Genomic DNA, 24937 nt, shown 5'->3' with positions numbered 1-24937 from the left:
TATTTTCCCGCTTTACGCACTCGCTCTCTGCGAGGAGCTCAAACAATTGCTGCAATCGGGGCTAGAGATTTTATTAATAAACAGAAAGTGCTATTTTTTTATCACAAACCGTTTTTTTCAATCGAACTCCAAAATCAGCCAGTGTCTTAATTTCTTTAATTCCAGCTAATCGTTCTCTACCAATAATTAATAAGCCTTTTTTATTTCCTTCAATATGATAATATTTATTACTTTCAAAAAATAGCACAAGTTCATCTGTAAAAAACTTCTTTATTTCAGTAGCGTTTTTTCCAGAGAGATAAAATCGTTTAGAAAAATCTGGATGATTAGCGATGTTAATATCTTTAAAACCAGCAAAATGGTATATATATTCGAAAATACCTTCTTTATCTAACGTAAATTCAGGTGTGTGTTTTTCAATATCAATATACATCATGGTTACTTTAATTACTTGTTTAGCAATAAGTTCACCTTCAGAAAATTCGACATCAAATAAAGAACAGTTTTCATTTGATAATATATTTGATACTTTACTTATTTTACGAGTTTTAAAGTAACCAAAATGCGGAATTTTAGTAACCTCTTCTTTAGGAGTAGCTTCATATTTCCAACCTAGTTCTGTACAGATGTTTTGTAATGATTTTTGTCTTTTTGTTAAGGTGTTAGAATTTGCATTTTCTTTAATTTGAACAGGATTATTTTTACGTAAAGCAAACGGGTGTTCACTTCCTGTTTTATATCCATCTAAACCAATAACCTCAAAATGCCCACCTTTTCTGTTAAAGCTTTCAGCATAATTATTAAGATTTTCCATTACAGAATGATCTATAAAGTCACACAAAGAAAAATCGATAATAGCATCTTCATTTTCTGGTATTTGATCTAGTTTAGCTTTTAGTTTTGTGAAATTTAAAAAGCTAGAAAAATTCTCGACAGAAACATAATATTTGTCATCTTCCTTAAACATTAAAACATTAGGTTTTAATACGTTTTTAATGAAAAACATTAAGTTTTTATTAATAATAACGTGAATAACAAATGTTATAAATATACCTGCTAAAATACCCGTAATTAAACTTGTTGTAATAGTAGTTAATAAGGTTACTAAAAATATAATTAATTGTTCTTTACCTATTTTAAATACTTTTTTAATGTTTTCTGGTGGTGCTAATTTATAACCTGTATATACTAAAATAGCAGCTAATGCAGGTAAAGGAATTTTCCGCAATTCTGATGCGAAAAGTAAAATAAAAATAACAAGAAATGCTGCGTGAAAAAAGTTAGCAGAACGATTACTTCCTTTATTATTAACATTTACCGAGCTACGAGCTATTACTGTTACGACATTTAACCCTCCTAAAAAACCACTAATTACAGTAGCTAACCCTAGAGCTCGAATATCTTTATTAACGTTAGAACGTCTTTTTAAGGTGTCTAATTTATCAACAGCTTTAATACTTAATAAACTTTCTATACTAGCAATTAAAGTAATAGCAATTACTGCATTCATAAATTCAAAACTATATGCTTTACTAAAATCAGGAAAAGCAAAGTTAGATAAAACATCTTCAGGCAAATTAATTAAGAGACTTTTATCTATTGGGTACGCCGATTGAGATACCAAATCGTAGTAATAATACATACCTACACTTAAAACAACAATCCACATTGGTGCTGGTATTAACTGAAAATATTTATTACGTATTTTACTATAAAAAATCATAATTAGTAAACTAATAACACCTACAGATCCGGCGTAAAAAACACTTGTACTGTCAGTCTGAATTAAGTTTATGATTCCTTTAGGCATTTGTATCAGCAAGTCTACAATACTTCCTTTTGCATCTAAATTACCTAGCATTACATGTATTTGTTTGGCAAAAATACCAATACCAATAGCAGCTAACATTCCTTGAATTGCAGATGAAGGAAAAAAATCACCTAATGATCCCATTCTAAGAAATCCGAGAATTACCATAATAATACCCGAAAAAACAATGGCAGCTAGGGTATATAAATAACCTTGTTGCATATCGCCAGCACCTAATGTTGTTATTGCAGCTAATACGACAACAACTAAACCATTACCAGGCCCAGTAATAGTAACATTGGCACCTCCTAAAAGAGCAACTACAACTCCACCAACAATTGCTGCAATAGCACCAGAAATTGGTGGTGCACCAGAAGCTAGCGCTAAACCAAAACCTAACGGTAGTGCTATTAATGACACTACAAAACCAGCAAATATATTTTGCGGCATTTCACTTAAAAATGTTTTAAAACCTTTTTTCATCTACTTTTTACTTAACAATTAAAACATCGGTTGGCAATTCTGATAAAATATATTCTAAATCATGCGGAAATATCCTATCTAGAATTCCTGTTTTTTTAGGAGCACTCATAACCAATATATCCGCTCTTTTTACTTTAGCATAATGACCAATAGAATATCCTCTACGACCAAAAATACTTTGCGTTTTTACAGATATATCACTAGTGTCAATACATTGCAGCATTTTATTAACACGTTCATCTTCGCTTTTTTGCATTTGTTCTTTTAAGTCAGTTGCTTTACGTAGCGAAATATCATCACTAACCTTTACGTTTAATTCAGCCTGACTAATTTCTTCAACAATAGTAACTCTTTTACATCCTAATTTTTTAGATAAATTAAAGGCAGCTTTAATTGTTTCTTCCGTTTTGTCGTCTTGTAAACCACTAACAACAATGTGTTTACAAGGAATTCTTACTATTGATGGTTTTATAAGTAAGAATACAGAGCATGGTGCTTTACGAGTTAACTCTCTAGCAATAGAACCTACGTAATACTTGTATAGTTTTTCTTTTTGAAGTGCACCTAATATTAATAAATCAACACTTTCTTGTTTTGTTGTTTTTAAAATAACATCAACAGGTTTACCTTCTTGCCAAATTACTTTTAATGGAAACTTTAATTTAGGAGCTTCTTTTAATAAATGATGTAATTGCTTTTCTTTTTCATTAGTCTTTTGTCCAACATGAACTCCAATTAACTGAGCATTAAACATATTTGATAAACGTATTGTTTCAAATAAGTTTGCTTTTAAATTAGGAGAGAAAGCAATACCAATAAGTATATTTTTTGTCAAAGTATAATAATTTAAAACGCTCGAAGATATAATTTTCTCGTTGTTTAAAAAATATTACTTTTACACAAAACAGAATATTAGATGATAGAATTAGCAGGAATTGTAATATTAGGGATTTTAGCGCAGTGGTTTGCTTGGAAATTTAAAATTCCGGCTATATTACCTTTAATATTAATAGGGCTATTTGTAGGGCCAATTGCTGCCGAATTTTTTAATGAAGATGGGAGCAAATGGATTGAGCCTATTTGGAATGGTACAAAAGGACTTTTTCCAGGAGAAGGGTTGTACTATTTTGTTTCTTTAGCCATAAGTATTATTCTTTTTGAAGGTGGTTTAACGCTTCGAAGAGATGAAATTAAAAATATTGGTCCCGTAATAACCAAGTTAATTACCATAGGATCTAGTATTACTTTTTTTGGAGCAGGTATTATAGCACATTATCTTTTTAACTTGAGTTGGGAATTATCTTTTCTGTTTTCAGGATTAATAATTGTAACAGGGCCTACAGTTATTACGCCAATTTTAAGAAACATACCTTTAAAAAAAGATGTATCAGCAGTTTTAAAATGGGAAGGAATTTTAATAGACCCGATTGGAGCTTTAGTGGCTGTATTGGTTTTTGAATTTATAAGTGTTGGTGGTGGGGCAGGCTTTACACAAACAGCTTTATTAGAATTTTTAAAAATTCTTTTATTCGGTTCTACTTTCGGATTCACCTTCGCACACGCCCTTATATTTATCATCAACAAAAAATGGGTGCCGCATTACTTATTAAACGTAGTTTCTTTATCAACAGTTCTTTTAGTATTTGTTGAATCAGAATTATTTGCTCATGAATCAGGTCTTTTAGCGGTTGTAGTTATGGGGATGGTTTTAGGTAATAGTAAACTGAAAAACTTAAAGGAAATGCTTTATTTTAAAGAATCTTTAAGTGTATTGTTAATTTCAATGCTATTTATTCTTTTAGCAGCTAATATGGATATTAACCAATTAATGTTGCTATATAGATGGGAAACAGCGCTTCTTTTTGCATTAATAGTATTTGTTATAAGACCGTTAGCCGTATTTATAAGTACTTATAAATCGAATTTAAAAACCAACGAAAAACTTTTTATAAGCTGGGTTGGTCCAAGAGGTATTGTTGCAGCAGGAATCGCCTCTTTATTTGGTAGTAAATTGATTAAATTAGGTATTGAAGGAGCCGAATACATAACGCCACTTGTTTTTATGGTGGTTTTAGGAACTGTATTGTTAAATGCAACTACGGCAAGATTATTTGCGAAAGTAATTGGTGTTTTCTTAAAGCGATCTAACGCGATTATAATTATAGGAGCATCAGATTTAGCACGCCTTATCGGTGTTTATTTAAAGAATAATAATAGAAGAGTTGTTTTGATAGACTCTAATAAAGACAATATAGAAAAAGCTAAAAAGGAAGGTTTAGAATCTTTTGAGGTTAACGTTTATGATGATGCATTAATTAACAATATAGAGTTAAATGATGTTGGATATTTATTAGCTATAACGGGTAGTGATTCGATAAATAAGTATGCTATATCAAATTTTTCGCCAATTTTTGGTGAGCAAGGGGCTTACCGTTTAGCTAGTTCACAAGAAGTTGTTACAAATGAATACGAGGATAAAGATCAGTTATTTACTATTAAAGATGATTATTTAAGCTTAATGGAAGCGGTAAGAGAGTTTCCTGAAATTCATGAAACACAAATTAATTCTATAGAAGAATATAAAGAGAAGATTATACAAATTTATGGAAAGTTAAAATCAATACCAATTTTTGTTAAGAATAACAATAACGAAATTTTACTAATCTCTGAATTCGAGAAAAATGTAACGGTAATAGAAGATTGGAAACTAGTTTATATTGGTAAAGACTTAAAGATCTAACCCAAAGGTGGTCTTTAGTTTTTCTATAAACGGATTTTTCTCTTTTAACTTCTCATATTTTTCTTGAGGGGTGTAAGCGAATTTTTTTTCGACAGTTTCATTAACGATAACATCTATTTGAATACCGTAATTATTTAATTTTTCACGTAAAAACCGTGTTAGTTTAGATTTACCACGTTCTAACTGCGTTTTCATTAAATCGTTAGGTAAAGAAAATATAATGATAAAAGGTTTACCTAATTGCGGTTCGCCAGAAGCTAATATAGCAGCGATACTACGTTCACCAAGTTCTTGTAGTTTAAAATAATATTTTTTCCAAGCATCTTTTAACTCTTCATGAGTAAAAGGTGTTCTTGGATGGTTTTCATAGCTTTCATCATCATCTGAAACAGTTTTAATTTCTTTTTTCTGATGAATACTTTTTAAAGATAAAGCAGAAGCCCGACGCTTTATATTCTTTAAAATAGGTTTTGTTGGAAGTGGAGTTGTTGCTTTAACTACAACTTTTTCTACTTCAACCTTATTAAGAACTTTAGCTATTGGTGCTACTTTGGTTTTCTTCACAACAGGTGATAAAGAAGTGAAAAAGGTAGCAGGAATTATGTAGTTGTTAGATTTTTTTTTTGCTCCATCAAAATTGATAGAGGCTATTTGCATTAAAGTTAATTCTACCAGCAGTCGTTGGTTTTTACTAGCTCTATATTTAAAATCGCAATCGTTAGCTTTATCAATAGCAGGCATTAAGAACTGCATATTTGCTTTTTTAGCTTGCTCTAAATATTTCTTTTTAGTAGTATCGCCAACTTCTAATAAAGGTATAGTAGCAACATCTTTAGCAACTAATAAATCCCTAAAGTGAGATGCTAATCCGTTTATAAAATGATGCCCTTCAAAGCCTTTACTTAAAACTTCGTTAAAGGCCATTAAGACTTGCGGAATTTTGTTTTCTAATAATAAATCAGTGATGTTAAAATACACATCATAATCTAACACATTTAAGTTTTGTGTAACTGCTTCGCGAGTTAAATTACTACCAGAGAAACTAACAACTCTATCGAAAATAGATAAAGCATCACGCATTGCACCGTCTGCTTTTTGAGCAATAACATGCAAAGCATCATCATCTGCAGTAATGTTTTCTTTAACACAAATTGTTTTTAAATACTCTTTTGCATCTAAAACACCAATACGCTTAAAATCGAAAATCTGACAACGAGATAATATCGTTGGTATAATTTTATGTTTTTCTGTAGTTGCTAAAATAAAAATAGCATGTGCAGGCGGTTCTTCTAAAGTTTTTAAAAAAGCATTAAAGGCAGCTTGAGAAAGCATGTGAACTTCATCAATAATATATACTTTATACTTACCTGTTTGTGGCGGAATACGTACTTGATCGGTTAAACTACGAATGTCATCTACCGAATTGTTTGAAGCGGCATCTAATTCGAAAATATTAAAAGCAAAATCTTCATCATCTGTAGTAGCATCCTCTTGGTTAATACGTTTAGCCAATATACGAGCACATGATGTTTTACCAACACCACGAGGTCCTGTAAAAAGGAGTGCTTGTGCTAAATGGTCATTTTTTATAGCATTTTCTAACGTATTTGTTATGGCTTGTTGCCCAACTACATCTTCAAAAACTTGAGGACGGTATTTACGTGCCGATACTATAAAATGCTCCATTAATCTTTACTTTTTATGCTAACAAAAATAGAAAAACAGCTTACAATTCACAAACTATTTTCTTAAGGAAAACCTAAAGTTGTAAACAATTGTAAAAAATTGTTTTTTTATCCGACCAACTGCATATAACAGATGAAAACTATGAAATTTACAAATCGTACACCTATACTTATTGCGTTTTTATCATTATTTATTTTTACTAATTTTACTACGAATAAGTTTGATTTAAATACAAAAAAGGTAAATACTACCAAAGTAGCTTATTTTGCAAGCGGTTGTTTTTGGTGTGTAGAAGCTATTTTTGAAAGTGTAATAGGAGTACAGGATGTTGTTTCTGGCTATGCAGGAGGTTTTACTAAAAACCCAACTTATGAAAGTAGTAATACAGGTAGAACAGGCCATGCAGAAGCTGTGGCTGTATATTATAATCCTGAGAAAATAAGTTTTAAAACATTGGTTGATGTTTATTTTGGCTCACATAATCCGACTACAAAAAATGGGCAATATCCAGATTATGGTTCTCAATATAGATCGATAGCTTTTTATGCTGATGCTTACGAAAAGGAAATTATCAACAAAAAAATTGATAAACTAAACCGCGAAGTTTATAATGAAAAAATAGTAACAGAGGTTAAAAAAATAGATACATTTTATGTTGCTGAAGGATATCATCAAAATTTCGAAAAATTACATCCTCGACACCCTTATATTCAAAACGTATCTATACCAAGGTTAAATAGATTTAAAAAGAAGTTTCCTGAGCTACTTAAATAAAGTCACTAAAAAAATAAAAATTGTTAAGTTAAAGTTTGTTTATATAGAAGTCTCCCTAATATTTATATTTGGGAGATTTTTAGTTAATAAAAAACCCCAAGCTATTTAATAGTTTGAGGTTTTTTAGAGTTTCTATTTAGGTTTATTCAACTGTAACAGGTATTGTTACTTCAATATCTGTTTCTCCTCCTGCATTTGTAATATCACCTGAAGCAACACCGTCTGCAGATTTACTAGGTTCGTGTCTTAATGTAAAAGTAAAACTACCTGTAGCTGCATCACCACTTAATACCGTAAAGTTAATTCCTACAGGGTTTCCTTCAGAATCATTTTCACCAGCATAACTAAAAGTTGAGCTTAAACCAGTAGCATTGTAAAAAAACTGGTGTTCATCAGCCTCCTCAGCAACCTCTAATGTAATATCTTCTGCAGGACTTTCTGTTTCGTTTAATAAAGTAATAACGGCACTATAAGAAGTATTTGCAGCTAATGTACCTCCTGTTATTACAGGTGCATTTGGTCCGTCACCATCTAAATCTCTACTTTCTAATGTAACAGTTGCTCCTGACGCAGGAGTTAACACAACTTTTATTGTTGTAATTACTTCTTCGGCATTTATAATGTCCGGATTATCATCTGAACAAGAAGTTGCTAAAATTGATGTAATAAATAATAATGCTATAATTTTGAAATTTTTCATGTTTTTAATTTTTAATAATTAATTTGAATTTGAATTTGAAAGTTTCTCCCTAAATCATCTGCATATAAGCGCAACCTGTTTAAGTAGTTTCTGTATGATTGATTTAAAACATTATCTATTGAAAAACTAAGATTAATTTTTGTTTTAGACATGTTTAATTCGAATCCAGAAGAGAAATTTAATAAATGATAAGCCTTTGGAGGAGTGCTAATATCTACAAGTTCATTGGTGTTTGTATCTGGAATAAAAGCCATGAAATTGTTATTAGGATACTCGTTTTGTTCCGCATTAAACTCACTTTCTAAAGAGGCATAAAAATTTTTCCAATTCTCTTTCTTAAAAAATAAAGTTGTTGTGGTTTTAAAAGGAGGTATATCTATTAAAGCTCTTTTGTTTGTTAAATCACGCCCTTTAATGAGCGACATCTTATTGGTAATACTAAAATTTGTGTTTACATTATAGCTAACATTAGAATCGAAACCAAATAAATAGGCATTTGTTTGCTTGTATGACCAAACAGGAAATGCACCTCTTAAAGTAGTTTCTACTCCTGTAGGTTCTATGTAAATAAAATCGGTTACATAATTATAAAATCCTTCTAAAACGACATCAAATTTTTTGTTATTAAATTTATATGTTGTAGAAAATCTATTAGATGTTTCAGCTTGCATTCGTAAATCACCAATTTCTATTCTTGCAGCAGAATGATGTAAACCATCACTAAATAATTCAGAAACATTTGGTGCCCTATTAGATAAACCATAATTAGCTAATAATGTGCTATTATCGTTAAGACTATAAGAACCACCAAGTGAAGCAGAAATATTATGATAAGTAAAAACAGGATTTACTAAATACTGAGTAGGTGAATCTTGAATAATAAGGTTACCAAACTCTTGTTGATAGTTTAACGAATTCCATCTTGATTTAGCGTAAAATTTCTTTGCGTTAACTTGTTCAAAATCATATCGAATTCCAGCATTTAAATAAATGTCTTTAAATTTAAAACTAGTAATAGCATATCCGTTTAGGTTAAACTTATTATAGTCTGGTATAATTCTTTTAACTCCTGATTTTGGGTCAGAAAAATTATTTTGAAAAGCACCGCTTAAACCAAATTTATAAGTGTTTTCCTTATTCGAATCGATATTTAAATCACTTTTAAAAGAATGTGTTTTTAATAATAAATTCGTTGCTGCAATAAATTTCTTATCTCCTCTTCTAACATCAAACTCTAACCTTTTGTTTTGTTGATAGTCATATTGAAAAGATAATTTACCGATACCTTTTAGGCGTTTGTAAACTTTAGCTTTAAATAATTGATGTGTTACATCTTGTTTAGGGTTGTTAATAGCGTAGCTATACTCATCTATAACAAGTGGTAAATCGCTATTTATGGCTCTTACTAAATCAGATATATTACCTATATGCGATGCTCGTAAAATACCTGTTTCATTAGCTGTATTACTATAAAAAAGCTCAAACCCTTTATTAAACTTTTTAAAACCTGTACGAAAAGTAAAGGCTCTAGAGTTTAATCCAGTATTTGTAAGGTTATAATTAGGTGATTCAAAATCTCCAGCTCTTTTATAAGAAGCTTGTCCATTAATAAACCAACCATTCTCGTAACTTTTATTTAAGCTTGATGAAACAGAAAACAATCTACCATTACTTTGTTGTGATGTAATTGTTTTACCAAACAAGGTATCTTTAGTAATTACGGTTGAAGGATTAACAATAATAACCCCTCCAATAGCATCGCCACCATATTGTAAAGCATTTGCTCCTTTAATAACAGAAACACTTCCAGCAGCATTTATATCAATATTTGGAGCATGTTCTATCCCCCATTCTTGATCTTGTAATCGAACACCATTAAAAGAAGTTAATACTCTACTACTATGTAAGCCATTAATAATTGGTTTTACAATAGTACTACCTGTATTTATCGAAGAAACACCCGAAATATTTTTAATAGCGTCGCCTAATGATGCTGCGCTATAGGTATCTAGTGTTTTAGTTTTTAATAACGTTTCTTGAGCCGTTTTGGTTTTTAAACCAGTTGTACTCCTAACATTAACTTCATTTAATTCTTCTATGTGATGTTCTAAATCTATAATTTTATAAATGTTTTTTGAAACATTTAATTCTAAGATTTGTTTATCGCAAGATACGTGAGAAATTTCGATAATAATTTTACCAGCACATACATTATCGATAATAAACTTTCCGTCTAAATTACTTGTAGTATACTTATTTTGGTTTTTAATATAAATTGTAGCGTTTACAATCGCAGATTTATCATGAAAATCTTCTACAATACCAGAAAATGTATAACTACAATTTTGACCGTTTACTAAAGAAACATAACCGCTTAGTAAAAGTATTAAAATAATACTTTTAAGATTCATCTAAGAGTTTAATTGTAATTTTATAATTATGTGTAATTTTAATTAAATTATTACAATAGGAGGTCCTCTAGATGATTTATTAGAGAAGTAATGAGTTTTTAATTGTTGTGTCTTATGAAGCGTGTTTTTCGCAAAAAATTTATTATTTACTAAAGTACTTGGACTGTACAATTCATAATAAAAAACCTTTAATTGTAAATGTAATTCACCACAATCTTTATCTAACTCATGTAAATGTTGATTAATGTTAGAAGTACACGCTATGTGCTCATGCTCTTCAAAAGCATGAACCACTTGTATTGCTGTTGGTAATAACAGAGCAAACAAGAAAATAGCAGATATGTATGTTCTAAATTTAAACATTCGCTACAAATGTATAAAAAAATAAATAGCCAGTAGTGTAATAACTACTGGCTATTTATGATAAATTCTTAATTTTTTGTTAAGACTTCTTTTTTCCGCCTCTTATTCGCATGTTAAGCATTTCTACACCTAAAGAAAATGCAATAGCAAAATACAAATATCCTTTAGGAATAATACCTACCGTTTGTCCGAAAATTTCGGCGTGTGATAAATGTGCTCCTTCTGCAATTAGCATAAATGCTATTAAAATTAAAAAAGCTAAACCTAACATTTGTATTGTAGGGTGTTCATTTACAAATTTACCAACAGGGTTTGCAAACAACATCATAATTAACATCGATAAAACAACAGAAACAATCATAATAAGCATTGCTCCATCAACACCATTAGTCATTCCGACTGCAGTTAAAATAGAATCGAAAGAGAAAACTATATTTATTAAAGTTATCTGCAATATAGCTTGTTTCATGGTATACCCTTTTTTTGATTTACCATCTAAATCATCATCTTCATTACCTTCAACTTTATGATGTATTTCTTGTGTACTTTTGTAGAGCAGAAAAAGTCCACCTGCAAATAAAATTAAGCTTTGTCCAGTAATACCAGCTTTAAACCATGATAAATCTATATGGAAAAAAGGCGCTTTCATTGCGATTAAATAAGAAATACCAAACAACAGTATAATTCGTAAAAGCATGGCTAATACTAACCCAATATTCGTAGCTTTTTTTCGTTTGCTTTCTGGTAGCTTATTAGATGCTATAGAAATAAATATAATATTATCGATACCTAAAACAATTTCTAAAAAAGTTAAGGTTAATAATGCAATCCAAGTATCTGGTTGTAAGAAAATTTCCATTTTTTTATTTTATATATATGGTTCCTTTTTGTTTGTAATTTGAATAACCAATTTTTACAGTAAAATCGTAAGAGTTTTTTCTTACTTTATTAATTTGTACAAACATTGGGTCTTTTTGTAAATCATTTTTTGGATTGATGTAACGCAACGTATAAAAAAAGTTATTTTTCCATTTTATAGAAAGTGTATCTATTTCATTGCCATATTTGCTAATTTGAATACTATCTTTTCTAATAATAGTTTCTTTAACAAAATCATCTGTAGCCTTAATTTCAAAAACTCCTTTTTTAAAACGCAATGGATTTCCTTCTTTTTCAGGAGTACAAGAAAACACTATAAAAACGACTAAAAAACTAAGTAAATACTTCATTAAATTCCGGTATAATTAGCAGGTGTAATTGCTTTTAACTCTTCTTTAATTTCAGCAGAAACTTCTAAAGTATCAATAAAATTAGCAATTGATTGTTTGTTTATTTTTTCGTTTGTACGTGTTAACCCTTTTAAAGCTTCATAAGGGTTTGGATATGCTTCACGACGTAATATTGTTTGAATAGCTTCGGCTACAACAGCCCAGTTATTTTCTAAATCTTCAGCAAACTTAGCTTCATTTAGTAATAGTTTATTCAATCCTTTTAAGGTAGCTCCAAAGGCAATTAATGTATGACCAAAAGGAACACCTACGTTACGTAAAACAGTACTATCCGTTAAATCACGTTGTAATCTAGATATTGGTAATTTTGCTGATAAATGCTCGAAAATAGCGTTTGCAATTCCTAAATTCCCTTCAGAATTTTCAAAATCAATCGGATTTACTTTGTGCGGCATTGCTGATGAACCAACTTCACCTTCTTTAATTTTTTGTTTAAAATAATCGTTAGAAACATATGTCCAAACATCACGATCTAAATCAATTAAAATATTATTTACACGTTTTAAACCGTCATATAGAGCAGCCATATGGTCGTAATGCTCTATTTGAGTAGTTGGGAAGGAGTGATGTAAACCTAAAATATCTTCCACAAAATGAGTTCCGAAGTTTTTCCAGTCAATATCTTTATACGCAACTTTGTGTGCGTTAAAGTTACCTGTTGCTCCACCAAATTTAGCAGCATGAGGTGTGTGTTGTATGTGTATTGCTTGATTGTTAATACGCTCTACAAAAACAAAAAATTCTTTTCCTAAACGAGTAGGAGAAGCTGGTTGCCCATGTGTACGTGCTAACATTGATATATGATCCCATTCTTCAGCTAAATCAGCTAATTTAGATACTAAACCATCTAAAGCAGGATAATACACTTCTTCCATAGCGTCTTTAATAGATAATGGAATTGCAGTGTTGTTAATATCTTGAGAAGTTAATCCGAAGTGAATAAACTCCTTGTACTTATTCAAGCTTAGCTTGTCAAATTCTTCTTTGATAAAATACTCAACGGCTTTTACATCATGATTTGTAACCGCTTCAATATCTTTAATTTTTAAAGCATCTTCGGTAGAGAAATCTTCATAGATTTTACGTAAATCAGCATATAAATCATTATTAAAGTCAGCTAATTGTGGTAAAGGAATTTCGCATAAAGCAATAAAATACTCTATTTCTACTTTTACGCGATATTTTATTAAAGCTTCTTCAGAAAAATAGTTGGCTAAATTAGCAACTTTATTACGGTATCTACCATCAATAGGAGAGATAGCGTTTAATTGTGTTAAGTTCATGTTATGTTGTGTTGTAAGCTACAAAAATAGAGAATACTTATTTTATTTACAGCTATTGCTAGAGGAATTTTAACGATAAACTTTTCGTTTTAATATTTTAAGTTGTTTATCCTTCTCTAATAATTTAATTACTCGAATTACAGTCTCTACTCGTAAACCTAAAATATCTGCTATTTGCTGGCGTGTATAATCAACCTTAAAAGTAAAATTGCCTGTTATTTTATAAACATCATCTTTTAAATAATCTATAAAACGAAGCACTCTGTGTGCAGGTTCTTGGCTAGAAATTTCTGAAGCTATAATTGCTTTGTAATACAATCTTTTAGCTAAGCTTTGCGTTATTTTTAAGTGAATTAAAGGGTTTTCTTGTAGTAATTTAAATAATTGTTCTTTAGAAATAACTAATATTTTACTTGCGGAAATAGCTACTGCACTAGCAGGATATTTTACATCAATAAATAAAGGTGGTTCGCCAAAACTTTGGTTTTTATAAAAAACACCTTGAATAAATTCTTTTCCGGCTTCATTATAATTGTTCATTTTTACAATACCACTACTAATTTGATAATAATTAAAGGCTGTGTTATTCTCTGTAAAAATAACTTCTCCTTTTTTATAGTCTTTATAATATGCTTTAAAATTGCGTAAAAGTTCTTCTGGTATCATTATGATTTAAGTCATAAATTGCATGTGTATAAAGATATACTTTTGCTGTGAATAAAAATGTTTTAGATGGATAAAAAAGAAATAGAAAATAGAGAAGATGTGTATTTATTGGTCTCAACTTTTTACAATAAAATTAAAAAAGATGATTTTATAGGGCCTATTTTTTTAAAAGCAATACCCCAAGAAAAATGGGAGCCTCACTTGCAAAAATTAACTGATTTTTGGGAAACAAATCTTTTTTTTGTTAGGAAATTTAAAGGAAATCCGATGAAAGCACATAAAGATTTAGATCGTAATTTTAACCACACTATTTCTCAAGAGCATTTTGGTAGATGGTTGCAATTGTGGTTCGAAACTCTAGATGCTCTTTTTGTAGGAACCAAAGCAAACGACGCAAAAGAAAGAGCAAGGAATATTGCTTCGATGCTCTTTTTTAGAATGTTTGACGCGAAACCTAAAGTATAAGCTGACAAATTATCAGTGCTATATTTGCTAAAACGGCAATAAAGAATGTCCAAACCACTGTTTTTAAAGAACGCTGACTTATAGCGATTGCATTTGCGCCCATGGCAGAAATACAAGTAATTACCAAAGCAAATAAATTTACTTCTCCATGAACAGCCAATGCTGCAGAAAAAGAAGCAATCATACTGCTAGCCATTAATAAAACTATTGAAATTACAAAAGCGTTGCTTTCTTCTTGTGCAATTTTATTATTTATAACACTTATAAAATTAAATTTAGAAAGCTTAAAAGTTGTGTTGTTTACGAATAATTGTTCTGTTGTTACCATGCCTAATTTATTTTATTACAAAGTTACAAGCCAATGGATTATTTGTTTTATGACCTAAGTCATAAAGTAAAAAGAAGTTTGATTCATTTTATTTGATAGCTTTTTTTATCTTCACAATCTAAAATACTTTTGTTGGAAACTAGAACCCTTATTTATATTATCATCGGAATTTTGTTAAGCATCGCTATTGCTTTTTTTCAATATTTTTACAAAGCGAAAAATAATTCTAAAATAAATATCTTACTGTTTGTTTTAAAAACAACGAGTTTGTTTTTGTTGATTTTATTATTTATAAATCCCCAAATAGAAACGATAGAAAAAGTAAATAGTAAGCCTGTTTTATCTGTTTTGGTAGATAATTCAATTTCTATAAAGTATTTTAAAGTGGATAAAAAAGTGGCTGCTATTTTAAAAGAAGTAAAAGAGTATAAAGAAATACAAGATAAATTTGATGTTCAGTTTTTTTCTTTTGGAAACGAAATTTCTATTTTAGATAGTTTGTCTTTTTTAGAAACTCAAACAGATATTTCACAAGCAATAAAATCGGTTAACGAATTAAATAAAAACACTTTAAATGTAAGTATTTTAATCAGTGACGGAAATCAAACTACGGGTAATGATTATGAATATATAAATGCTAAAAGTAAAATATATCCAATCGTAGTTGGCGACACCACTTTGTATCAAGATTTACAAATATCACAGTTAAACGTTAATAAATATAGTTATATAAAAAATAAATTTCCTATAGAAACCATGCTTTATTATGAAGGAAAGGAAAAAGTAAGTGCAACTTTTTCTATTTCGAATGGTCAAAAAAAAGTGTTTTCAAAAAGACTTCAATTTTCTCCTTCAAACCCAGTACAAACTGTTTCAACAAATTTAACTTCGGATAAAAAAGGAATTCAATATTATAGTACCACAATCAGTAAAATAGAAAACGAGAAAAACACCAAGAATAACTACCAAAACTTTTCGGTAGAAGTTATAGATGAGCAAACGAAAGTATTGGTTTTAAGCTCGTTTTTACACCCTGATTTAGGTGCAATAAAAAAAGCTATAGAAAGTAATAAACAACGAAACGTAACGATTGCTTTGGTTAATGAAAAAAACATTAATTATACTGATTATCAGTTTTTTGTTTTTTATCAACCTAACAGTTATTTTAAAAAAGTATTCGAGAAAATACCGTCGAATTATTTAGTGATTTCAGGAACAAAAACAGATTGGAGATTTTTAAATACACAGCAATTAGGGGTAACCAAAGAAGCAATCAATCAAACAGAAGATTATTTAGCCATATATAATACCGATTTTTTAACATTTTTACAAAAGGATCTTGGTTTTAACGAATTTCCGCCTTTGCGAGATAAATTCGGAACGATTCAATTAACAAATGATGCTCAAACTTTACTGTATCAAAAATTTGCAGGAGTAGAAACCAAACAACCATTATTAACAACGATAGAAAAAAACGATAAAAAGCATGCTGTTTTATTTGGTGAAGGAATTTGGAAATGGAGGGCTGCTAGTTTTTTAAAAGAGCAAAATTTTGAAGCGTTTGATGCATTTTTCGGAAACGTAGTACAGTATTTAGCATCCAATAAAAAAAGAAAAAGATTAGATGTTAAAAGTGAGCGTTTATACACCGCGAATACGCCAATAACTATTTCGGCATTTTATGTTGATAAAAATTATCAGTTTGATAATAGGGCTTCGTTAGAATTAACGGTAACAAATACTAAAACAAAGAGTAAGAAGGTAATTCCGTTTTCGTTAACCAACAACTCGTATCAAGTAGCGGTAGAAGGGCTTTTAGCAGGTGAATATTCATATAAAGTTTCGGTGGCAAATCAGAATATAAATAGCTTTGGTAAATTTAAAATAACTGATTATCAAATAGAAGAACAGTTTACAAACACAAATCATAAAAAACTAAATTCATTAGCTGTAAAAACGAAAGGAAAATTATTTTATACTGATAAATTAGAAGATTTACTACAAGAATTAACAACAGATACTTCTTATTATACTGTTCAGAAATCTAGCTCTAAAAAGCAAAATTTAATAGATTGGAAATGGGTGTTGTTTTTAATCATTACTTTATTCTCTTTAGAATGGTTTATCAGAAAATATTATGGTAAAATTTAAAAAACAAATAGGTTTTATTCGTTTAAAGAGTAATAGTTTCTGAACTTTGTAAAAAGTTATCTATAACGATTTAAATAAAAAAATAGTTTTTAGAAAACGTATAAAAACAATATGAAAAACGAACTTTAAATGACTTTAGAACATTTTTTTCAATGCCCATATTGCTGGGAAACAATTTCTATGATTTTAGACGCAAGTGCTTCTCAAACCTATATAGAAGATTGCGAAACATGTTGTAACCCAATACAATTAACAGTTCATTTAGAAAACAATAATCTAACCGCTTTTGAAGCGGTTAATATAGAACAATAAAATATGAAATTTCATACAAGAAAGTGGATAAAACCAGAAGATTTAAACCCTAACGGAACTTTATTTGGAGGGCGTTTATTACAATGGATTGACGAAGAGGTAGCTTTATATGCTATTATTCAATTAGAAATCCCTAAAACGGTAACAAAATTTATGTCAGAAATAGATTTTGTAAGCTCAGCAAAACAAGGAGATATTATAGAAATTGGTATTGAAGTTGTAAAATTTGGTAACTCATCTATTACCTTAAATTGTGAAGTACGAAATAAAATTACGCAGAAAACAATTATAGCAATCGACAAAATTATAATGGTTAGTTTAGATGAAGCGGGCAATCCTGTAGCACATGGTAAAACAAAAGTAGAATATGCTAAAGACAGGTTGAAATAACAAACCTGTCTGTTTTTTTTATATTTTTGTATTTCTTAAATCCATGATTTGAAAAATATTAGCATCTTTGTATTAATAGTATTATTGTTTGTGCCACCTGTACAAGCACATGCTGATGCTATGATTTTTGAAGATGGTAATGTAACAGTAATTCATGTTGATACAATGGATGAAGCACATTCTAATAGGCATCATCAAAATGATACAGACGAAGAAAAAAATACAGAACACCATCATCACTGTATTTCTTTAGGCTTATACAATGCAATAATTACTACAGATTTTAAATTTCAGTTCATTAAATATTTTCAAGTAAAAAAGAAAATACATTTCCACAAAGTTCTAAATACAACCAGTTTCTTAGACGAACTTTTTCACCCTCCAAAAGCATAATTAATTATAATTTTTCAATTTTTTATTGAAAACGAATGCATCTTTTTATCTAAAAAGATGTCTAATTACACACCTACATTTATAATTAATTAAATCATTTAAAATGATAAAAAATATAGTTTTAACCATATGTCTATGGTTATTTGCGGTAAATATAATCGCCCAGAATTCAATTACGATTAAAGTAATTTCAGATGAAAAATATGCGTTACCAGGAGCATCAGTATTTATAAAAAACACAAAAATAGGTATTGAAACCAATTTAGATGGACTAGCAACGATAAACAATATTCCCTCTGGAAAACAAATCTTTATAATATCTTTTATAGGTTTTACAACCGTAGAGAAAATAATTGAATTTCCAACTTTAAAAAAACAACTAATTATAGAACTTCATGAAGATGAAGAGTCTTTAGAGGAAGTTGTAATTCAGTCGACAAGAAGTAAAAGAAGTATTGCTGAAATACCAACACGAATTGAAGTTATTTCTGCAGAAGAGCTTGGAGAAAAAGCAATTATGAATTCGGCAAATATAGCTATGGTATTGCGTGAAAGTACAGGAATACAAATGCAACAAACTTCTGCCAATTCCGCAAACCAATCTATAAGAATACAAGGGTTAGATGGGCGTTTTACGCAGTTGCTAAAAGATGGGTTTCCGTTATTTGGAGGTTTTTCAAGCGGATTGAGCATTATGCAAATTCCGCCTTTAGATTTAAAACAAGTTGAAATAATAAAAGGAAGTTCATCTACATTATATGGTGGTGGCGCAATTGCAGGTTTGGTTAATTTAGTGTCAAAAAAACCAACACTAACACCAGAAATTAATTTAATGTTCGATCAAACTTCTCGTAACGGAAGTACTTTGAATGCTTTTTATAGTCAACGATTTGATAAATTTGGAATTTCATTATACGGTTCTGCTAATCATCAAAATGCTGTGGATGTAAATAATGATCATTTTACAGATATACCCAAAGTAAGAAGTGCTAGCTTTAATCCTTCTTTTTTTTATTATCCAAATGAAAAAGAACAATTACGGTTAAGTTTAAATGCTTCTATAGAAAAAAGAATCGGAGGAGATATTGATGCTATAAATAATATTATCTCGCCAGAACATAACTTTTTTGAAGAAAATAAAACACATCGTTATGCTTTTCAATTAACATATAGCAATGATATTTCTGAAGATAAAACACTAACACTTAAAAATAGTGTAAGTTATTTTAAACGTGATTTAAGTCTACCAACATTTCAATTTAAAGGAAATCAGATAGCCACATTTACAGAAGGATCTTATAATTTATATAAAAATAATTCTGATTGGGTTTTTGGAGGGAATATTATCACCGAAAATTTTAAAGAAGATAAAACTACAAATTTAAATCGCAGTTATAATCAATTTACTTTTGGTGGTTTTGCACAAAATAACTGGCAATTTAGTGATAATATGACTTTAGAAAGTGGTTTAAGAACTGATTATAATAATAACTACGGAACTTTTGTGTTACCTAGATTGTCTTTATTTATAAAATACAATGATGCTTTTTCAAGTAGAATAGGAGGTGGCTTAGGCTATAAAATACCAACTATTTTTACTGAAGATGCCGAATTGCGTTCATACCAAAATGTATTACCAATAAATGTGGCTGATTTTAAAGCTGAAACTTCTATAGGATTTAATGCAGATGTAAATTATAAAACACGAATATTAAATGATAACGTATCATTATCATTTAATCAATTAGTTTTTTATACGCAATTAAAAAACTCACTATTATTGAAAAAAAACGGTACTAATTATGAGTTTTTTAACGCGACAAATACTTTAAATAGTTACGGAGCAGAAACTAATTTAAAATTTAAATACCAACATTTTATATTATTTACCAATTATGCTTATAATAACGTAGCACTTAATAGCACACAAAAAGCTTTAACCCCAAAGCACAGTATTGGTAGTGTTTTAATGTACGAAATACATGATAAATGGCAAATTGGTTATGAGGCATATTATAAGAGTTCACAGCTAAGGAATGATTTAACAGCTACGCCTAATTATTGGACAATGGGTTTTATGGTAATGCGTACTTTCGGAAAGGTTAGCTTATATGCTAATTTTGAAAACTTTACAGACACGAAACAACAAAATTATCAATCAATGATAATTGCACCACACAATAATCCAACTTTTACAGATATTTGGGCACCTACTGACGGATTTGTTTTTAATACAGGAATTTTAATAAAACTATAAAAAATATGAATCACAATTATCTTGCAGAGTTTAAGACTATGTTAAGGTAATTGTGATTAATTCTGTACATTTGAATATAATAATTATAAATTTTAATCATAGAAATGAGTAACAATAAACAATTAGATTTACAATTACCAAAAGGTGGAATTTTAGTAGGGATTTTAGTAGTAATTGCAATTATTGCTTTTACAAAATCAACTGTAACTATTAAATCCGGTCAAGCAGGTGTTTTATACAGAACTTTTGGGGGCGGAGTAGTAACAGACGAACCAGCAATGGGAGAGGGGTTTCAGGTTGTATCTCCTTGGAACAAAGTTTTTGTATACGAAGTGCGTCAACAAGAAATTTTTGAAAAAATGCAAGTTTTATCATCAAACGGATTAGAAATTCAATTAGAAGCTTCTGCTTGGTTTCAGCCACAATCTGATAAGATAGGTTTATTACATCAAGAGAAAGGGGAAAACTATATATCAAGAGTTATTCAACCAGCTATTCGTTCTGCTGCACGTAGTGTTGTTGGTCGTTATACGCCAGAACAGTTATATTCTAGTAAAAGAGATGTGATTCAAACAGAAATTTTTGAAGAAACAAGAAAAATATTGGAAAAACAACATATTCAGTTAAATGAAGTTTTGGTAAGAGATGTAACATTACCATCAACTATTAAAGACGCAATTGAACGTAAATTAAAACAAGAGCAAGAATCTTTAGAATATGAGTTTAGGTTAGTTACAGCACAAAAAGAAGCTGAAAAGCAAATTATTGAAGCAAAAGGTAAAGCTGATGCAAATAAAATTTTAAGTGCTTCTTTAACAGATAAAATTTTACAAGATAAAGGAATTGAAGCTACGCTAAAGTTAGCTGAATCACCAAACAGTAAAGTGGTATTGATTGGATCAGGAAAAAGCGGAATGCCTATTATTTTAGGGAATCAATAAGTTCTATAAAAATATTAAGCAAAAAAAAGCAACTCATTATGAGTTGCTTTTTTAGTATATAAGATTCTTTGCTTAGTCTCTTCTACGCTTTCTACCAAAACCAGCAGAAGCATTACCGTCACCACTACTTCTTCTAGAAGAAGATGAAGATCCGCTATCACTACTACGTCTTCTAGAGTCACTTTTTTTAGAAGAGTCTCCTCTACTAGAATCGCTTCTACCAGAACTCCTAGGGCCTCTGTCTCTATCGCCACCGCTACTTCTTCTTCCGCCGAATCCACCACCGCCACTGCGAGGTTTTCTTCCGCCTCTACCGCCACCACCTTTCGATTTGGTGATTTCAATGTTTACAGAACGTCCGTTAAAGTCAGCATTATTAGCACTAAAAGCATCTAATGTTTCTTGCTCAAAGTTTTTATCAATTTCAAAGAAAGAAAAAGTGTCTAAAATGTCAATTGCACCAATTTCTACTTTATCAGCAATTTTTTGATCGTTTATTAAACCAATTAATGTAGCTGGATTTAATTCATCTTTTCTTCCTAAGTTAATGAAGAAACGAGTCATGTTTTCATCATTAGATCTACCTCTAGAACTACTATCTTTGTTAGATACGTCGTTTAAATCATCTGATTTGTTATAGTAAGATAAAAATTTGTTAAATTCTAATGAAACGAATTTCTGAACTAACTCTTCTCTAGATAAATCTTCTAATTTCTCGTAGATACTAGGTAAGAATTCTTCAATTTGTTCTGTATTAACTTCAGTAGCTTTTACCTTTTCAATTAAATGCATTAATTGATTTTGACAAATTTCTTTACCGGTAGGTACTTTTTTAGCTTCAAATTTCTTTTTGATGATACGCTCAATAGAACGTAATCTACCTTTCTCTTTATTATTTACTAATACTACAGAGATACCTTTATTACCTGCTCTACCAGTTCTACCACTACGGTGATTATAGTTTTCTATTTGGTCTGGTAATTTGTGGTTAATTACGTGCGTTAATTCCGTTACATCTAATCCACGTGCAGCAACATCAGTAGCGACTAAGATTTGAATAGTTTTTTTACGGAATTTACCCATTACACTATCTCTTTGCTGTTGAGATAAGTCTCCGTGTAAAGCATCAGCGCTATAACCATCTTTTATTAGGTTATTTGCAACTTCTTGTGTTTCTCTTCTTGTTCTACAGAAAATAATTGCGTAAATATCAGTATTTACATCTGCAATTCTTTTTAATGCTTGGTAACGTGTTCTTTCGTTTACCACATAGTATTCGTGAGTAACGTTATCTGAACCTTGATTTTTTTCTCCTGATGTAATTTCAGCAGGATTATCCATATAGTTTCTAGCAATAGCTTCTACTTCTCTAGGAAAAGTTGCTGAAAACAATAAAGTTTGTTTCGTTTCAGGAGTTGCATCTAATACTTTATCAAGTTCGTCTTTGAACCCCATGTTAAGCATTTCATCAGCCTCATCTAAAACTAACCATCTTACGTTTCCTAATCTTAAAGCTCTACGATTTATTAAATCGACAGTTCTTCCAGGAGTTCCCACAACTATTTGTGCACCTCTTTTTAAACCTCTAATTTGCTCTTCGATATTAGAACCACCATATACAGTAACCACTTTTAAGTCTGGTATGTATTTAGCGAATTCTTTAATGTTGTTTCCTATCTGAACTGCAAGTTCACGAGTAGGAGATAAGATAATAGCTTGTGTATTTTTATCTGAGTAGTCTATTTGCTCGATAATTGGTAAACTAAAAGCAGCGGTTTTTCCTGTACCAGTTTGGGCAAATGCTTTTAAATCTGCCGTAGATGAAATAATTTGTGGAATTGCTTTTTCTTGAATTACAGTAGGCTTTTCGTAACCTAAATCTGTTAATGCTTTGTTGATAGGCTCTTTTAAACCTAAATCTAAAAATGTTGACATATATACGTCTGTGTTCTTTTTAGATTCACAGACGCCAGTATCTGTAAACCTGATTCTTAATTTGGACAATAGATTATATGGCTAATAATCTGGTAGTTAATAATCTAAATTTCATTTTGTTTCGAAAATAAAATCCCGCAAAGATATGATAAATTAAATAGATTATAGACGATTATTTGTTTTTCTGTAAATTACTAATTTCAGCGTTAATTCTTTTTGATGATAAGCTTGTGTATCCGTTTGTTATAACTCCTTTATTATCAACTAAAACAACACGTGGAAATTTACTAGTAGAAAACTCACACAAGGTACTTTTCTTAGGTAATGTGTATTGGTGTTTAATATCTATGTTTTTGGTATATCTTTTAGATGATGTACATAAATTAACTACAACAAAATTAACGTCTGGGTTGTTTCTAATTAGGTAATTGGTGCGAGAAGCAATCCATTCATCAGAAGCATGTTTGTGATCTTTAAATAAAATCACAGTATTTTTATCGCTTACTATTTTTGAAATACTCTTTTCTTCTCCTTTTGCATTCACTAAACTAAATAAAGGCAGTTTATCACCTGTGTTTAATAATTTTAGATCGTTCATTAAACGTTGCACATTTTTCTTCTGCTCAATACTTGTATTTAATTTAAAAAAAGTAAAAAATACTTGGTCGTTATTTTTTTGATAAGGCTCTTTAAAAAAGCGACGCATAACGGTATTGTAAAGTAGTTTATTCTTTATTTCTTCTAAAGAGATATTAGCGTTTATACTGTGTAGTAAATCTACTGTAAAATTTTCTGATTTATCTTTCTTAAGATACACATCATTGTATAACTTATCAATCATAAACTTATAATATGGTTCGTAAAAAATTAAAGAATCTTTTTTAGTGTTGATGTTAGCACGGTAATCAAAATAAGAATCAATTAAAGGTATAGATTCTTTTTTATTAAAGTTATAAATAGCAAATTGCTCTAAATTAGTGTAAACAGGGTAGAGCATAGCTATGTTTAGTATTTCTAAAAAATCATTAGAGACATCATCAGTATTATTTTTATAAGTATTAATAATATGCTGCTTAATTTTTTTTATAGAATCTGCCTTTTTAATAAAGTTTTGTTGTGTAAGGTTTTGAATTTTTGAAAAATATTTATCATCTATTTCTGTTTTCAAAAACGACTCAATTAACATGTTGTTTCTTTCAGCGTTTTTACCGCTAAAAACAAGTGATTCATCAAAACTCCATGTATTTAACCTAAAAAGTAAACTATCTTTAGGTTCTAAATATACATATTGATGTTCTGGTCCGTGGCCAAAAATGTATAAACCTTTTTTAAATTTCTTGAAAGTAGCTAAAAAACTATTATCTTTTTTTAAATAAATGGTGTCATTAAAACCATAATTATCAGATAAAGTTACATAGCTAGATTTTGGGTTTATAATTTTACCTCCAAAATAAGTGTTTTTAGGAGCTTCTGATTCATTACAACCAATTAATAAAATTAATATAAAGGGTATTAAATATTTAATCATATTTTATTTTTCTTATTATAAAGAAATAATGC

At 29.7% G+C, this 24937-nt stretch carries 22 protein-coding genes; 9 read left to right on the top strand and 13 right to left on the bottom strand.

What is annotated here, in order from left to right; genetic code table 11:
- Positions 1-73 precede the first annotated feature (73 nt).
- Positions 74-2293 carry a SulP family inorganic anion transporter gene (locus AC28QF_RS01690; protein WP_488200088.1) on the bottom strand — a complete coding sequence of 740 codons (2220 nt, stop codon included), beginning with the start codon at positions 2291-2293 and terminating at the stop codon, positions 74-76.
- A 7-nt stretch (positions 2294-2300) separates the two neighbouring features.
- Positions 2301-3128, bottom strand: a complete 828-nt coding sequence (locus tag AC28QF_RS01685) for a universal stress protein (RefSeq protein ID WP_488200089.1) — start codon at positions 3126-3128, stop codon at positions 2301-2303.
- A gap of 81 nt (positions 3129-3209) precedes the next feature.
- Between AC28QF_RS01685 and AC28QF_RS01680 the strand changes: the two genes are divergently transcribed.
- Positions 3210-5033 (top strand): cation:proton antiporter, encoded by a 1824-nt coding sequence (locus AC28QF_RS01680; protein WP_488200090.1) that lies wholly within the window; start codon positions 3210-3212, stop codon positions 5031-5033.
- On the opposite strand, the gene dnaX is transcribed toward AC28QF_RS01680, so the two are convergent.
- Positions 5022-6719: a DNA polymerase III subunit gamma/tau gene (gene dnaX / locus AC28QF_RS01675; RefSeq protein ID WP_488200091.1), complete on the bottom strand. Its 1698-nt coding sequence runs from the start codon at positions 6717-6719 to the stop codon at positions 5022-5024. The genes AC28QF_RS01680 and dnaX overlap by 12 nt on opposite strands.
- Positions 6720-6860: 141 nt before the next feature.
- Between dnaX and msrA the strand changes: the two genes are divergently transcribed.
- Complete coding sequence (gene msrA / locus AC28QF_RS01670) at positions 6861-7493, top strand: peptide-methionine (S)-S-oxide reductase MsrA (protein ID WP_488200092.1); 633 nt, start codon at positions 6861-6863, stop codon at positions 7491-7493.
- Between the two features lie 142 nt (positions 7494-7635).
- On the opposite strand, the gene AC28QF_RS01665 is transcribed toward msrA, so the two are convergent.
- The 7 genes from AC28QF_RS01665 to AC28QF_RS01635 all read right to left on the bottom strand — a co-directional run bounded on the left by AC28QF_RS01665 (position 7636) and on the right by AC28QF_RS01635 (position 14205).
- Positions 7636-8193 (bottom strand): type 1 periplasmic binding fold superfamily protein, encoded by a 558-nt coding sequence (locus AC28QF_RS01665; protein ID WP_488200093.1) that lies wholly within the window; start codon positions 8191-8193, stop codon positions 7636-7638.
- Between the two features lie 11 nt (positions 8194-8204).
- Complete coding sequence (locus tag AC28QF_RS01660) at positions 8205-10604, bottom strand: TonB-dependent receptor (RefSeq protein ID WP_488200094.1); 2400 nt, start codon at positions 10602-10604, stop codon at positions 8205-8207.
- A 42-nt stretch (positions 10605-10646) separates the two neighbouring features.
- A complete protein-coding gene (locus AC28QF_RS01655) occupies positions 10647-10967 on the bottom strand; it encodes a hypothetical protein (protein ID WP_488200095.1) in 321 nt (106 codons plus the stop codon).
- 79 nt (positions 10968-11046) lie between these two features.
- Positions 11047-11826 (bottom strand): TerC family protein, encoded by a 780-nt coding sequence (locus tag AC28QF_RS01650; RefSeq protein ID WP_488200096.1) that lies wholly within the window; start codon positions 11824-11826, stop codon positions 11047-11049.
- Between the two features lie 4 nt (positions 11827-11830).
- Positions 11831-12196, bottom strand: coding sequence for a hypothetical protein (locus AC28QF_RS01645; protein ID WP_488200097.1), 366 nt, complete (start codon positions 12194-12196; stop codon positions 11831-11833).
- The gene (purB, locus tag AC28QF_RS01640) at positions 12196-13539 is read right to left on the bottom strand and encodes an adenylosuccinate lyase (protein ID WP_488200098.1); all 1344 of its coding nucleotides are present in this window, start codon (positions 13537-13539) and stop codon (positions 12196-12198) included. The genes AC28QF_RS01645 and purB overlap by 1 nt, the downstream gene beginning before the upstream one ends.
- Before the next feature lie 69 nt (positions 13540-13608).
- Entirely contained in the window at positions 13609-14205 is a 597-nt protein-coding gene (locus tag AC28QF_RS01635; RefSeq protein ID WP_488200099.1) for a Crp/Fnr family transcriptional regulator, read from the bottom strand.
- 66 nt (positions 14206-14271) lie between these two features.
- Between AC28QF_RS01635 and AC28QF_RS01630 the strand changes: the two genes are divergently transcribed.
- Complete coding sequence (locus AC28QF_RS01630; protein ID WP_488200100.1) at positions 14272-14670, top strand: group III truncated hemoglobin; 399 nt, start codon at positions 14272-14274, stop codon at positions 14668-14670.
- On the opposite strand, the gene AC28QF_RS01625 is transcribed toward AC28QF_RS01630, so the two are convergent.
- Positions 14660-14998 carry a hypothetical protein gene (locus tag AC28QF_RS01625; protein ID WP_488200101.1) on the bottom strand — a complete coding sequence of 113 codons (339 nt, stop codon included), beginning with the start codon at positions 14996-14998 and terminating at the stop codon, positions 14660-14662. The two genes, AC28QF_RS01630 and AC28QF_RS01625, sit on opposite strands and share 11 nt — an antisense overlap.
- Positions 14999-15130: 132 nt before the next feature.
- Between AC28QF_RS01625 and AC28QF_RS01620 the strand changes: the two genes are divergently transcribed.
- The 6 genes from AC28QF_RS01620 (at position 15131) to AC28QF_RS01595 (ending at position 21442) form a co-directional block, all read left to right on the top strand.
- Positions 15131-17149, top strand: coding sequence for a VWA domain-containing protein (locus tag AC28QF_RS01620; protein WP_488200102.1), 2019 nt, complete (start codon positions 15131-15133; stop codon positions 17147-17149).
- A gap of 129 nt (positions 17150-17278) precedes the next feature.
- Positions 17279-17461 carry a CPXCG motif-containing cysteine-rich protein gene (locus AC28QF_RS01615; protein WP_488200103.1) on the top strand — a complete coding sequence of 61 codons (183 nt, stop codon included), beginning with the start codon at positions 17279-17281 and terminating at the stop codon, positions 17459-17461.
- A gap of 3 nt (positions 17462-17464) precedes the next feature.
- A complete protein-coding gene (locus tag AC28QF_RS01610; protein ID WP_488200104.1) occupies positions 17465-17851 on the top strand; it encodes an acyl-CoA thioesterase in 387 nt (128 codons plus the stop codon).
- Between the two features lie 48 nt (positions 17852-17899).
- A complete protein-coding gene (locus AC28QF_RS01605) occupies positions 17900-18244 on the top strand; it encodes a hypothetical protein (RefSeq protein WP_488200105.1) in 345 nt (114 codons plus the stop codon).
- Between the two features lie 103 nt (positions 18245-18347).
- The gene (locus AC28QF_RS01600) at positions 18348-20501 is read left to right on the top strand and encodes a TonB-dependent receptor (RefSeq protein ID WP_488200106.1); all 2154 of its coding nucleotides are present in this window, start codon (positions 18348-18350) and stop codon (positions 20499-20501) included.
- Positions 20502-20605: 104 nt separating this feature from the next.
- Complete coding sequence (locus AC28QF_RS01595) at positions 20606-21442, top strand: prohibitin family protein (protein ID WP_488200107.1); 837 nt, start codon at positions 20606-20608, stop codon at positions 21440-21442.
- Between the two features lie 72 nt (positions 21443-21514).
- Here the strand turns inward: AC28QF_RS01595 and AC28QF_RS01590 are convergent, their stop codons facing one another.
- Together AC28QF_RS01590 and AC28QF_RS01585 are read right to left on the bottom strand one after the other, a co-directional pair.
- Positions 21515-23377 carry a DEAD/DEAH box helicase gene (locus AC28QF_RS01590; RefSeq protein ID WP_488200108.1) on the bottom strand — a complete coding sequence of 621 codons (1863 nt, stop codon included), beginning with the start codon at positions 23375-23377 and terminating at the stop codon, positions 21515-21517.
- Positions 23378-23549: 172 nt separating this feature from the next.
- Positions 23550-24905 (bottom strand): hypothetical protein, encoded by a 1356-nt coding sequence (locus AC28QF_RS01585; RefSeq protein WP_488200109.1) that lies wholly within the window; start codon positions 24903-24905, stop codon positions 23550-23552.
- Positions 24906-24937: the final 32 nt, after the last annotated feature.

The organism is Tenacibaculum sp. M1.3A (assembly GCF_057732375.1).
The sequence above is the reverse complement of the archived record's forward strand: the minus strand, read 5'-3'. Positions and strand labels throughout refer to the sequence as shown.